Below are 13081 nucleotides of genomic sequence, written 5' to 3'. Positions count from 1 at the left end.
ATATGAAGCTTGCCGTTACCGGCGCCGGCGGCCTGCTCGGCCGCGGCCTGGTCGCCAGACTGCTCAGCCAAGGGCACGAGGTCACCGGCATCGCCCGGCGCCGGCCCGAAAGCTGGCCGAGTGCAGCCGGTTTCGTCGCGGGCGACATCCGGGACGCCGAGGCGGTCCGCCGGGCGGTCAGCGGCGCGGACGTCGTTGCGCACTGCGTGCCGGCGCGGGGCACCGACGCCATCCAGGGCGCCGGAAACCTATTGGCGGCGATGTCCGAGACCGGCAGCGGGCGCATCGTTTTCACTTCCTGCGCGCAGGTTTACGGTGCCGGGCCGCGGCCCGCGACCGAGGACGACCCGCTGAGTCCGGCGACCCTCGAGGGGCGGCAGACGGCTCGGGTGGAGCGGATGCTCGCCGACTCCGGTTTCGAATGGGTGGCGATACGCCTGCCGCTCATCGTGGGCCGCAGCGTCGACAACCGGTTGCGTGCAATGGCGGCGTTGCCGGTGCTGCTCGCCGGATCCGCCGACTGCCCCATCCAGGTCGTGCACCCCGACGACGCGCTCCGGCTCCTGAACCAAGCCGTGCTGCAACACGAAATCATCAGCGGTGCAGTCAATTTGGCCGCCCCGGGCAGCCCGACGATACGGCAGCTGGCGGCCGCGCTGCGGCGCCCGGTCCTGCCGGTCGGCACCAGGCTCGCCACCCGGGCACGCCGGTCGGCGCTGCCGAGCGTTCCGTTGATGGACACCAGCCGGGCGCGCGACGAATGGCAGTGGGCGCCCGCCTGGACCGCCGAGGAATGCCTCGAGGACTTCGCGCTCGCAGTCCGCGGCCGGGTTGCGCTGGGCGACCGCGTGCTGGCGCTGCCCTGGCGCCTGGCCCCGATCCAGGATCTGCCCGCGGTCGACACGCCGGCCGACGACGGGGTGGAGCCTCAACTGGCCGGCCCGCCGGCGGATAACGGAGAGTTCGACACTCCGATCGACCCGCGCTTCCCGACATTTCTGGCCACCAACCTGTCCGAGGCGCTGCCCGGGCCTTTCTCGCCGTCGTCGGCATCGGTGACCGTGCGCGGCCTGCGCGCCGGCGGCGTGGGCATCGCCGAGCGGTTGCGACCCGGGGGAGTGGTGCAGAAGGAAATCGCGATGCGCACGGTCGCGGTGTTCGCCCACCGACTGTATGGGGCCATCACTTCAGCGCACTTCATGGCCGAAACGGTGCCGTTCACAAAACCGGCGACCATCGTCAGCAACAGCGGATTCTTCGGGCCCAGCATGGCCGCACTGCCGATCTTCGGCGAGGAACGTCCGCCGTCCGAAACCAATCCCGTCCGCCGGCAGCTGCGGACCGTCCGGAACATCGGCGTGTTCGGCGTGAACCTGGTGGGGCTGAGCGCCGGCTCGCCGCTTGACACCCACGATTACCGCATCGACGTCGCGCGGCTGGAACGCCTTGTCGGCCAAGATTTCACGAGGCTGGACGACCGCCGGCTGCTGAGTCTGATCCTGCTGGCGCGCGACCATGTGGTGCACGGCTGGCTGCTGGCCTCCGGGTCGTTCATGCTGTGCGCCGCATTCAACGTGTTGCTGCGCGGGCTGTGCGGGCGCGAGACCGCTCCGTCGGTCGGGCCGCGATTGGCGAGTGCGCGATCGGTGGAGGCGGTGCAGCGGCTGGTGGCGGCGGCCCGCCGGGACCCGACCGTGCTACGGGTGCTGGCCGAACCCGGTGAGCGCCTGGACAAGCTGGCCGTGGAGGCACCGGCGTTTCATCGCGCCGTGCTGGAGGAACTGGCGCTGATGGGACACCGCGGTCCCGCCGAAGTGGAGATGCTGTCGACCAGCTACGCCGACGATCCCGAGTTGCTGGTACGCATGGTGACGAAAGCCTTGAGCGCACCGCCGCCACCCGAGCCGCGGCACGCGTCTATTCCATTGCGCGCCAGGCCGATTGCCCTTCTGGCGGCTCGACAACTGCGGGACCGTGAAGTGCGGCGCGACCGCATGGTGCGCGCCATCTGGGTGCTGCGCGGCCTGCTGCGCGAATACGGCCGCCGGCTGACCGATTCTGGTGTGTTCCAGGACGCCGATGACGTCTTCTACCTGCTGGTGGACGAACTCGACGCGTTGCCCGCCAACGTGTCTGAGCTGGTGGCGGCCCGGCGCGCCGAGCAGCGCCGGCTGGTGGCCGTCGTCCCTCCCACCGTGTTCAGTGGCCATTGGGAGCCCACCACGACCTCCCCGGCGGTCCTCACCGGCGGGGACACGCTGCGCGGTGTCGGCGTATGCGGTGGACGGGTGCGTGGCCGGGTGCGGATCGTGCGGCCCGAGACCATCGATGACCTGCAACCCGGTGAGATCCTGGTTGCCGAGGTCACCGACGTCGGGTACACGGCCGCGTTCTGCTACGCCGCCGCGGTGGTCACCGAACTCGGTGGGCCGATGTCGCATGCCGCGGTGGTGGCCCGCGAGTTCGGCTTCCCCTGCGTGGTCGACGTCCAGGGCGCCACCCGGTCGCTGCCGCCAGGGGCGCTGGTCGAAGTCGACGGCGCCACCGGCGAAATCCGCGTGCTGGAGCCCTGACCGCGATACCCTGTGCTTCACATCCGGCGGGGTCCGGGGGAGGTGCAATGTCGTCTGTTTTCGTAACGCCAGAGTTAATTGCTTGTGCGGCAAACGATTTGACGGACATCGGAGCAGCGGTCAACGCCGCCAACGCAATTGCGGCCGGCCCCACCGCCGATATTCTCGCGCCCGGCGCCGATGAGGTGTCGGCGGCCGTCGCCGCATTCTTCGGCCGGCATGCCCTGGGCTACCAGACGCTGGGCCTGCAGGCGCAGCAGTTGCACGCGAAGTTCGTCCAAGCGCTCACCGCGAGCGCCGCATCCTATGCCGGCGCCGAGGCCGCCGGCGCCGCCGCGCTGGGACCCATCGATGATCTGCTCAACCTGATCAACCTGCCCACTCAGCTGCTGCTGGGTCGTCCGCTGATCGGCAACGGCGCCGACGGCGCCGCGGGAACCGGCACGGACGGCGGAGCCGGCGGGCTGCTGTTCGGCAACGGGGGCTCCGGCGGATCCGGCGGCGGGATCCACCCCGCGGGCGGAAGGGGCGGTGCCGCAGGGCTGTTCGGCAACGGCGGGGCCGGCGGCGCCGGCGCTGCCGGTGCGGTCGGGGGGACGGGCGGAAACGGCGGCTGGCTCTTCGGCAACGGAGGAGCAGGGGGCGTCGGCGGTGACGCCCCGACTGGCATCGGCGGGCTCGGCGGTGCCGGCGGTCAGGCGATCCTGCTGGGTACGGGCGGGCTCGGCGGAGCCGGCGGCATGGGGGCCAACGGCGGCGGTAACGGCGGGGCCGGCGGCTGGGGTGGATTGCTGGCCGGCAACGGGGGAGCCGGGGGTGCCGGCGGCATCGCAACCACCGCCGGTAACGGCGGGGCCGGCGGTACCGGGGGCAACTCCTGGCTGATCGGGGACGGCGGGGCGGGCGGGCAGGGTGCGGCGGCAACAGCCCCGGCCGCCACCGGCGGACTCGGCGGAACCGGCGGACTCGGCGGAACCGGCGGGTTGCTGTTCGGGAATGGCGGCGGTGGGGGCGCAGGCGGGTCCAGCGCGGCCGGCGGCACCGGCGGGACGGGCGGATTCGGCGGCAACGCGGGACTGATCGGGGCCGGCGGTGCCGGCGGTACGGGCGGCCTGGGCGGTGGTCACTTCAGCGAGACCGGCGGTGCCGGCGGCAACGGTGGCGCCGGAGGGTGGGTGTTCGGCAACGGCGGTACCGGCGGGGCCGGCGGGAGCGCGCTGGCCCAGGCGGCAGGCGCCGGTGGCGACGGTGGTCTGGGCGGAAATGGCGGGGCCGCAAGGCTATTCGGCGACGGCGGGGCCGGCGGGGCGGGTGGTGCAGGGGGACGGGCGGACGGCGCCGGCGACCCCGGAGGCGACGGAGCCCGGGGCGGCCGTGGCGGAAGCGGCGGCTGGTTGTTCGGCAACGGGGCGACGGGCGGGCGAGGTGGTGCCGGCGGAGTCGCGACCGCCGGTGCCGGTGGCGCCGGCGGGGCCGGCGGAAACGGCGGATCCACCACCTTGATCGGCGACGGCGGAGACGGCGGCAGCGGCGGGTCAGGCGGACCAGGTACGCCTGCGGGTGCCTCCGGCACCGGCGGCAACGGAGGCGTCGGCGGACTGCTGTTCGGCAGCAACGGCACCCCCGGCTGAACCTAAGTCTTCAGAGCGGCCAGCTGTTCGGCTAGGGCACATAACAAAAGGCAGGCGCCGGGGGCAGCGGTTGCCGCTCGTCATTTGATATCGCATCCGTGATTCCCAGGGCAATTCCTGGGGCGCCCGCTGATCTACTTGGGAGTCGGACGTATTACCCAGGTGTCTGTCGGATAGGCGCATATCATCGCGTCACCGTCCGGTGATTGGGCATAAGCGCCACTAGCCGTACGGCGATGAATCTCCTCCACGCAACCTGTTTCGCCAAGTTGTCGAACGCCAACCACGGGAAACCCAGCCGCCACCCAGACGTTGGGCTTTCCGTTCCCTCCGCAGATCAATGCGGCGCCACCAGCGTCACGCCCGAAAATGAACTTCCCCGAGGGGTTGCCGCAAGACTGTCCTTCCGACACACCGCTGGTCATGTTGGGGACTTCCTCCGCGCTGGCAACTCCGGCGGCGCTGATTACAGCCGCCATCACGGCCGCCGCGATGAAAAGTGCTTTCACGATCCGCACCCTTTCGGCTGATGCGCTTGGCTGGTCCCGACGCTACTCCTAGCGAAGGGTCCCAAGTGCTGGAAATGCGCGAACTACCGATGACTTCACAGCGTCCGCCCTGTGCTGGACACCCTTCAAATCATCCGGCAAGCACGGATGTTGTGCCAGGTAGACCGTGCCCATGGCACCGGCACCAAGCATCCTCAGGATGCTGTATCCCGCAAACACCGCACCCACCGTTAACGGCATGGGCCGAATGGTCGGACCACCCAGCCTGACCAGGAAGGGGCCGCTAACCGCCGGTGCGCTCGAACTTTCTGTCGAATTCCACGCTGGCACTGCAGGATCCGGTCTGCTGTTGGTTACCGTGCCCGGTCAGCAACGTGATCGGATCCTGCGGCGGCTGTGGCAGCGCAAACGCCACGGTCTCTTTCACCTTTGTTTTGCCGCCGGATGGACAATCTGACTCCCACTCAAGAACCTCGAACCAGTTCCCGCTGCCGAATACCAGCGGAGTTTTCTTACCGGGTGGTCCCTGGAAAAAGCTCATACACCGATCGCTGGTGCGAAGACAGTCGGTACGTACGGTGTAGTCGTCTTGACTCGGCACTTGGCCAGTTGCCCAGGTGGTCGTGGAGTGATACCGGCCGTGTAGCGCTTCGGCCGGCGACGCTATCCGCGGGGCCTGGCTCGCTGGATCGGCAATGCCATTGACGTCGACATCGCCGGTGCGAGTGAACGTCATAAGTCTCTTGCTCGCGCATCCATTAGGAGTGGTTCTGTCGTATTCGCCGACCAGCGTGCTGTCAGGACGCGGTTGCAGGATCAACACCTCCCATACTTCGGTGGTCACGTCAAAGCACTTGGCCGCAGTAACGGCGACGGCCAACCAGTGCCCGCCGATGTCGTCGAACACCATCGCCGTCAGCGTAGTGGTATCACCGCCAAGGCGCGTCGCCGTCGCCACGCACCCACTCGGCTTGCACACGGAGCGCATGCCCCACGTCTCCGTCGACGGTTTCGCACCGTCGAAAGGCGCTCCGTCCAAGCCGGTTTTAGCGTCATAGTCGGCCCGGTATGTCCCGGTAAAGGGACCCGTCGCGGGCGGTGCGCTGCTTGAGGGCGCGGCGGCCGTCGTATTGTGGCCCCCGGTGAGCTTGATGACGGCCAAGATGCCACCTGCGACCAGTAACGCGACGGTCACCACGGCACCAATGAGCAGGCCGGTGCGCCGCCTGCCGGCCGGTGGTGGCGTCGAGGGCATTGAGGGCAGTGACGGCAGTGATGGCGTTGACGGCGGCGGCCGAGACGCGTACCCCGTACCCGCGACTTGGGTTTCGTGGGCCGCTGGTACCTCAACCGGTCGTAGCGCGGGTTGTGTGCCGTCAACACCCGACCCGAGCGCACGCTGCAGCTCCGTCGAGAAGTCCTGGCAGCGCGCGAACCGCTCGGCGGGCTTCTTGGCCATCGCCCGGGCGAACACCGCATCCAGTACAGCCAATTCGCGACGCCGCTGTCCGATCGGCGGCGGCGGGGCCATCACATGCTGAGTGATGACAACCGCAGCGCTGGAAAAGTCATACGGCTGCGAGCCAGTGAGCGAGTGAAAAGCACTGCATGCCAACGCATATTGATCAGCACGCCCGTCCAGCGGCTGACCCATCAGCTGCTCGGGCGCGGCATAGGCAACCGTACCGATGGTCATGTTGGTCGCGGTCAACCCCGCGGTGTCGTCGACCGGTCGCGCGATGCCGAAATCGGCCAAAAACACCCACTGCGATTCCAGCTCCGGATCAGCGATCAGAATGTTCGACGGCTTGACGTCACGATGCAACAGACCGCGCTGATGGGCATGATCCAGCGCCGATCCCACCGCCGTAACAATCTGCACGGTCAGCGTCACCGGCATTCCGCCCGGATAGCGCTGCCGCAACAGTTGGGCCGCATCCGTGCCCTCGACATAATCCATCGAAATCCAGAACTGGCCGTCACACTCCCCGCGGTCATGAATACCGAGAATGTTCGGATGTCGAAGACTCGCCGCGATATCGGCCTCACGCACAAACCTGGCCCGAAACAGGGGATCAGCCGTCAGTTCGGGCGAAAGCACCTTCAACGCGTCTCGGCGCGGCAAGCGCGGATGTTGTGCCAGGTAAACCGTGCCCATCGCACCGGCACCAAGCACCTGCAGGATGTTGTATCCCGCAAACACCGCACCCACCGCTAACGGCATTGGCAAATCGTAGGACCAGACCGTCGATTAGTCCGCCGGATGCGAAAGACCGTTGATTATTTCGTCCAGAAGCCTGGAAAGTTTCGGTGCAGTGATCTGCAGATGCAGATCGTGCACGTCGGTCACGCCGTGATAGTTGACTGTCAGCAAAGCTCGCCCGAAATAGCAGCCCTATGCCACTCAATCGGAAAGACCGCCTATGTCAACCACTGCCGATGTTAACTCTGAGCCCGATACGTGCGCGACCATCTGACCGAGATCCGCGACGAGTCGGGCTACACGGTGCCGAACGGGCCGGCGGATGAGATGAGCGAGCTTTTCGCCGCCCTCATCGGGTCGGTCACGGGCAGTTGAACGCAAGGCCCACGCCGTCGGGTGGCGGCACCGACCGCAGGCACCCGTAAGGCTGGATACCAGCAGCACTGAACCGGGCCGCCGATTGGTGAGCGTAGTTCACGCACACCAGGCCGGCTTGGTCCGCGCGACAGCGAAAGTCGCCGAACGACAACGAGTCCCCGTCGGCCAGTGGCGTTCCGGTGCCGGCAAGGAAAGGTCCCGGATCCGCGCGGGCGGACCCGACCTGCAGGTTGGTCCCGTCGAAATCGACCCAGCCGCCCTTCCAATCCCCATAGGCGGTGTCGGGGCGGGGCGGGGGATCGGTCAACGCCACCAGGCAGGACAGCAGGCCTGCGGTGTGCTTGACGTCCGTCGTGCATTTGGCTTTGCCGCCGGGAGCGCTGAACGCGACATTCCCGTCGAGCTGGTAGCGCGCCGGGTCGGCGGGATGAGCTGCCTCGGTCCAGGCGATGACCGCCGCGATCGGCGCCCCGGCAGTCGGTGCGCCAGATGCCTGGGCCGGCTTCGAGGCTGACGCCGGCGGGGCTGTCCCGGCGGAGGTCGTCTGGGGCTGCCCGGACATACCGCCACCGGTGTGCGAGCATCCGGCAAGCAGTAACGGGATAGCGACCAGCGCGGCGATCCGCATCCCGTCAGGCTAACCGGCGCACGGCGGAATCCGGCGCTGCGCGCGCCGTCCCCTGCAAGCGTCGGTTAACGTCGAAGTATGCATGAGCGCATCGTCCGCGCCCGCACCACCGCCGGTACCGTCGAAGGCTTCACCCGCGACGGGGTGAATCGCTGGCGTTCCATCCCGTACGCCAGGCCGCCGGTGGGGCCCCTGCGCTACCGCGCGCCGCAGCCCGTCCAGCCCTGGTCAGGGGTGCGGCACTGCCACGGATTCGCCAACTGCGCGCCGCAGCAGCGCCGCTACACCATGCTCGGAGTCGGGCGTTATCAGCCGATGAGCGAGGACTGTCTGACCCTCAACGTCGTCACGCCCGAAGGCGGCGCCTCCGAACCGATGCCGGTCATGGTCTTCATCCACGGTGGCGGCTACATCCTGGGCAGTTCGGCCACCCCGCTCTACGACGGTGCCGCGCTGGCCCGCCGTGGCTGCGTCTACGTGTCGGTCAACTACCGGCTGGGCGCGCTCGGCTGCCTGGATCTGTCGTCGCTGTCGACCCAGGACGTCACCATTGACAGCAACCTCTATCTGCGTGACCTGGTAATGGCGCTGCGCTGGGTCAAAGACAACATCGCCAACTTCGGCGGTGACCCCGACAACGTCACCATCTTCGGCGAGAGCGCCGGCGCGCACATCACCGCCACACTGCTGGCCGTGCCCGAGGCGGCTGGCCTGTTCCACCGGGCGATCTCCGAAAGCCCGGCCGCAGGCATGACCCGTTCGACGGAGGTGGCCGCAGAATTCGCGACGCGGTTCGCCGAATTGCTCGGCGCACGCAGCAAGGACGCCGCCAACGCCGTCATGCGGGCCTCGGCGGCCCAACTGATCGAGACCCAGCACCGGCTGATCGACCAGGGCATGCAGAAACGGCTGGGCGCCTTCCCGATCGGCCCCGTCTTCGGTGACGAAGTAGTCCCGGTCGACCCCGTCGAGGCGATGCGTTCCGGCCAGGCGCACCAGGTACCGCTCATCGTCGGAACCAACGCCGAAGAGGGGCGCTTGTTCACCCGCTTCCTCGGTATGTTGCCGACCAACAAGGCGATGGTCGAAGCGCTGCTCGCCGAGGTGGAACCCGCTGCGCGCGAACGTATTACGGCGGCCTACCCGAACTACCCCAAGTCCGAGGCATGCATCCAGCTAGGGGGCGATTTCGCGTTCAGCACGGCAGCCTGGCAGATCGCCGAAGCGCACACCCACCACGCGCCCACCTACCTGTACCGCTACGACTACGCCCCACGGACACTGCAGTGGTCGGGCTTCGGGGCCACGCATGCCACCGAATTGTTCGCGGTCTTCGACATTTACCGCACCCGGTTCGGGGCGCTGCTCACCGCCGCAGCCGACCGTGGTCCTGCCCTGCGGGTCAGCAATGACGTACAACGACGCTGGCGGTCGTTCAGCCGGTCCGGTGTGCCGGGTGATGACTGGCCGGTGTACACCCACGACGACCGCGCGGTCATGGTGTTCGATCGCAAGTCGCGCATCGAGTTCGACCCGCACCAGCATCGCCGATTGGCCTGGGACGGCTTCACCCTCGCGCGCTGACCTGGCACGCTGAGCCCCATGGTTTCCAACACCGACCAAGCCATCGAGCGGCCCGGCGATCTCACCTCCGAGTGGCTCACCGAGACCGTCCGTGCCGGGACCGTCTCTGAATTCGCCGTCGAGCGCATCGGCACCGGCCAGATGAGCGAGTGCTACCGCATAGGCCTGACCTACGCCGAACCGGAAAGGAAGCCACGTCCGCCATCGGTGGTGCTGAAGGTCGCCGCCACCGATCCGATGAGCCGGCAGACGGGTCTGGCGCTTGGCCTCTACGAGCGCGAGGTGCGGTTCTACCACGACATCGCGCCGCGTCTGGGTGGGGCGATCGCTCCCTGCTATCACGCCGCGATCAACGTCTCGACCGGTGTGTTCGACCTGCTTCTCGACGACGCCGGACCTGCCACGGTTGGCGACGAAATCGCCGGTGCCACAACCGAACAAGCGTTTCTCGCCGTCACCGGGCTGGGCCGCCTGCACGGGCCGCTGTTGGGCGACGCCGCGTTGGCCGACGCGCCGTGGCTGAACCGGGAATCACCGCTGAATCAAGCCATGATCGCCCCGCTGTACGCCGGATTCGTGGAGCGCTACGGCGATCAGATCGCCCCGGCGCACCGCACCGTATGCGAGCGCCTGATCGGCGCCTTCGACGGTTACCTGGCGCGGGAGGCCACCCGCGGCGGAATTCGGGGGTTGGTACACGGCGACTACCGGCTGGACAACCTGCTGTTCGGGGCCACCGGTGCGCACCGGCCGCTCACTGTGGTGGATTGGCAAACGGTCTCGTGGGGTCCGGCGTTCACCGATCTCGCCTACTTTCTGGGGTGCGCGCTGTCGGTACCGGATCGGCGCGAGCAATACGACGGGTTGCTGCAGGCCTACCACCAGGCGCTCGGACCGCAGCCGCCCGTCAGCGTGGCCGAGGTGCGCGAGGGTGTACGGCACCAGAGCTTCTTCGGAGTGATGATGGCGATCGTCTCGTCGATGCTGGTCGAACGCACCCAGCGGGGCGACCGGTTGTTCATGACCATGCTGGAGCGGCACTGCCAACACGTGCTGGATATCGACGCATTGACGGTCTTGCCCGACGCGGCGGCGCCGGAGCCGTTACGGCCCTCACCGCAAGACGAACAGGCCCACCCGGCCACCGACGAACCCCTGTGGAGCGAAAGCTGGTATGCCGACTTCGTCGACGCAGCAGAGGGATTGGGCGGCTGGTTCCGCATCGGGCTGGTTCCGAATCAGCAGCTAGCATGGATCCACGCGCTGGTATGTGGGCCCGACGAAGCCACCGTCGCCGTCGACTGCCAGGTACCGCTGCCGGCGGATGCCTGGACAGTGCGCACCGACGAGTTCGAACTTGCACACTCGACCAGCGATCCGCTGCAGACCTATCGTGTCGATCTACGTGCGAAAGGCCAGTCCTACCAAGACCCTTCGGCGCTGCTGCGCGGTGAGCCCGGCGAGCCCGTCGACGTTGCAATGAACCTGGTGTGGAGCACCGACGGAATCCCGTATCAGTACCGGTTGACCACGCGGTATGAGATCCCGTGTACGGTTTCGGGCACCGTCACCGTGAAACATGCTCGCTATCAGGTCGATTCGGTGCCCGGACAGCGCGATCACTCATGGGGAGTGCGCGACTGGTGGTCGATGGACTGGATGTGGACCGCGCTGCACCTGCAGGACGGGACTCACCTGCACGGTGTGCGAATTCAGATCCCTAACACCCCCGCGTTCAGCATCGGCTACGCGCAGGACCGCGGCGGGAACATCACCGACCTGACGACGGTGGCCATCCGGGAAGCCTTCGCCGCCAACGGATTACCCGAGAACCAGGTTCTAGAACTCAGTCCCGGCGAGATCACCGCCGATGTCCAGATCCGCGCCCACGCGCCGGTCCGGCTCACCGGCGTCGACGGGCGGGTGAGCCATTTCCCGCGTGCCTGGGTTGACGTCACGACCACCGACGGGCGCAGCGGTGTCGGCTGGATGGAATGGAATCGGAGTCAGGTCGAGCAAGCGCAGTGAGTCCCGCGACCGTCGTGGTGTTCGGGGTTTCCGGGTCGGGCAAGTCGACCGTCGGGGCAGCGTTGGCCCGGCGGTTGGGAGTGCCCTTCGAGGACGCCGACCACTTACACCCGCCCGCCAACATCGCCAAGATGACGGACGGCGAACCCTTGACCGACGACGATCGCTATCCGTGGCTGGACAAGGTGGGCGAGTGGCTGGCAGCGCACCCCGAAGGGGTGATGAGTTGCTCGGCGCTCAAGCGGGCGTACCGGGACCGGCTCCGCCGGCACAGCCCATCGGCTTGCTTCCTGCACCTTCGCGGGCGCCCTGACCTCATCGCCACGCGCTTGGCGGCGCGTCCCGGTCACTTCATGCCCGCGACCTTGCTCCAGTCGCAGATCGACACGCTGGAACCGCTGGGCGCCGACGAACCCGGGGTGGTCGTCGACATCGACGATCGCGAGGTGGAGGCGATCGTCGATGCCTTCCTGAGCGGTGCCGGCTAGCGTCCCCAGCGCTTGCGCGTGGTGGTGAGCTGGTCGTCGAGGCGGTCGCGTGCCGTCTCGGCCAACTCGTTGCCGCGGGTCACCGCCGTGTCGGCCAGCCGGGCACTGCGTTCGCGTGCGGTCTCGGCGAGTTCCAGCCCGCGCTCGCGGGCGACGTCTGCCAACTTTTCGCTGCGCTTGCGGGCGGCTTCGGCGTAGGGGGCGCCGCGGTCGACGGCCTGGTGTGCCAACTTCTCGCCGCGCTTGCGGGCCTTCTTGGCGTACGGCTTGCTCTTCTCGGCCGCGGTGGTGGCGAGTTCGCGGCTGCGCTCCAACGCGGCTTCGGCGTAGGGGGCGGTGCGTTCGGCCGCGGTGCTGGCCAGTTCGCGGCCCCGTTCGAGTGCGGCCTCGGCGTAGGGTGCACTCTTCTCCGCCGCGGTGCTGGCCAGTTCGCGGCTGCGTTCCGCGCCGGCCTGCAGACCGTGCACGATCTTCTCGCCCAGCTCGGAGTCCAGCACGTCATGCGAGGAACCCGGCAGCGCTCCGGACACTTTTCCGGAGAGCCGCTCGGCCGCGCGGCGTCCACGCCAGCCCAACGACGGCTTGCCCGCGGTGTCGGCGGACGCGATGATCAGTCCACCCAACAGGCTTATGTCGGCCAGGAAGGCGCGCCGCTTCTCGGCTTTGCGCTCGGGGTCGGGTTCATTCCAGAACATGTGTGTTCCAAGGTTGCCCGGGATCACCGTCAGGGCAAGCGCGGCCGAGGCGAGCCGGGGCAGCTTCCCGGCGGCGAGCAGCACACCGCCACCGATCTGTACGGCGGCGTTGATCTGAGCGAACGTCTCGGCGTCGGCTGGAATGTTGCTGCTCACTGAATCCGGCAACGCCTGCAAGCCGCTCACCGTCGGCTGGGCTGCTTGAGCTGCGGGTTTCGGGTTGAGCAGGGCGTCCACTCCCTGGCCGATAAAGACGGCTGACAACATGGGTCGGGCGATTCTGCGGATCAACATGGCCGCTGTGTTCCCCGGCCGGCCAGCACACAAACCGCCGGATCCTCGATAGTTCGGCGATAAGGTAGAC

General features: G+C 68.1%; 8 protein-coding genes and 1 pseudogene. 5 read left to right on the top strand and 4 right to left on the bottom strand.

Annotation, left to right across the window (positions count from 1 at the left end; genetic code table 11):
* Positions 1-2 precede the first annotated feature (2 nt).
* Positions 3-2573 (top strand): sugar epimerase family protein, encoded by a 2571-nt coding sequence (locus tag AC5Y7D_RS13585; protein WP_499924612.1) that lies wholly within the window; start codon positions 3-5, stop codon positions 2571-2573.
* Between the two features lie 47 nt (positions 2574-2620).
* Positions 2621-4204, top strand: coding sequence for a PE family protein (locus tag AC5Y7D_RS13580; RefSeq protein WP_499924610.1), 1584 nt, complete (start codon positions 2621-2623; stop codon positions 4202-4204).
* A gap of 644 nt (positions 4205-4848) precedes the next feature.
* On the opposite strand, the pseudogene AC5Y7D_RS13575 reads toward AC5Y7D_RS13580, so the two are convergent.
* The 3 genes and pseudogenes from AC5Y7D_RS13575 to AC5Y7D_RS13565 form a co-directional block, all read right to left on the bottom strand.
* Positions 4849-4953 (bottom strand): annotated as a pseudogene (locus tag AC5Y7D_RS13575) (hypothetical protein); the annotation flags it as partial.
* Positions 4954-4996: 43 nt separating this feature from the next.
* Positions 4997-6937, bottom strand: a complete 1941-nt coding sequence (locus tag AC5Y7D_RS13570) for a serine/threonine-protein kinase (RefSeq protein WP_499924608.1) — start codon at positions 6935-6937, stop codon at positions 4997-4999.
* Between the two features lie 340 nt (positions 6938-7277).
* Positions 7278-7922: a hypothetical protein gene (locus AC5Y7D_RS13565; RefSeq protein WP_499924606.1), complete on the bottom strand. Its 645-nt coding sequence runs from the start codon at positions 7920-7922 to the stop codon at positions 7278-7280.
* Positions 7923-8000: 78 nt separating this feature from the next.
* Here AC5Y7D_RS13565 and AC5Y7D_RS13560 point away from each other — a divergent pair, with 78 nt between their 5' ends.
* The 3 genes from AC5Y7D_RS13560 to AC5Y7D_RS13550 are packed head-to-tail and all read left to right on the top strand — an operon-like array spanning position 8001 to position 12022.
* Positions 8001-9506 carry a carboxylesterase/lipase family protein gene (locus tag AC5Y7D_RS13560; protein ID WP_499924605.1) on the top strand — a complete coding sequence of 502 codons (1506 nt, stop codon included), beginning with the start codon at positions 8001-8003 and terminating at the stop codon, positions 9504-9506.
* An 18-nt stretch (positions 9507-9524) separates the two neighbouring features.
* Positions 9525-11534 carry a DUF7064 domain-containing protein gene (locus tag AC5Y7D_RS13555; protein WP_499924604.1) on the top strand — a complete coding sequence of 670 codons (2010 nt, stop codon included), beginning with the start codon at positions 9525-9527 and terminating at the stop codon, positions 11532-11534.
* A complete protein-coding gene (locus AC5Y7D_RS13550; RefSeq protein ID WP_499924603.1) occupies positions 11531-12022 on the top strand; it encodes a gluconokinase in 492 nt (163 codons plus the stop codon). The genes AC5Y7D_RS13555 and AC5Y7D_RS13550 overlap by 4 nt, the downstream gene beginning before the upstream one ends.
* Here the strand turns inward: AC5Y7D_RS13550 and AC5Y7D_RS13545 are convergent.
* The gene (locus AC5Y7D_RS13545; RefSeq protein ID WP_499924601.1) at positions 12019-13011 is read right to left on the bottom strand and encodes a DoxX family protein; all 993 of its coding nucleotides are present in this window, start codon (positions 13009-13011) and stop codon (positions 12019-12021) included. The two genes, AC5Y7D_RS13550 and AC5Y7D_RS13545, sit on opposite strands and share 4 nt — an antisense overlap.
* Positions 13012-13081 lie beyond the last annotated feature (70 nt).

The organism is Mycobacterium sp. NGS49 (assembly GCF_059812565.1).
Note: the sequence above shows the minus strand (reverse complement) of the source record. Positions and strands in the feature narration are given on the sequence as shown.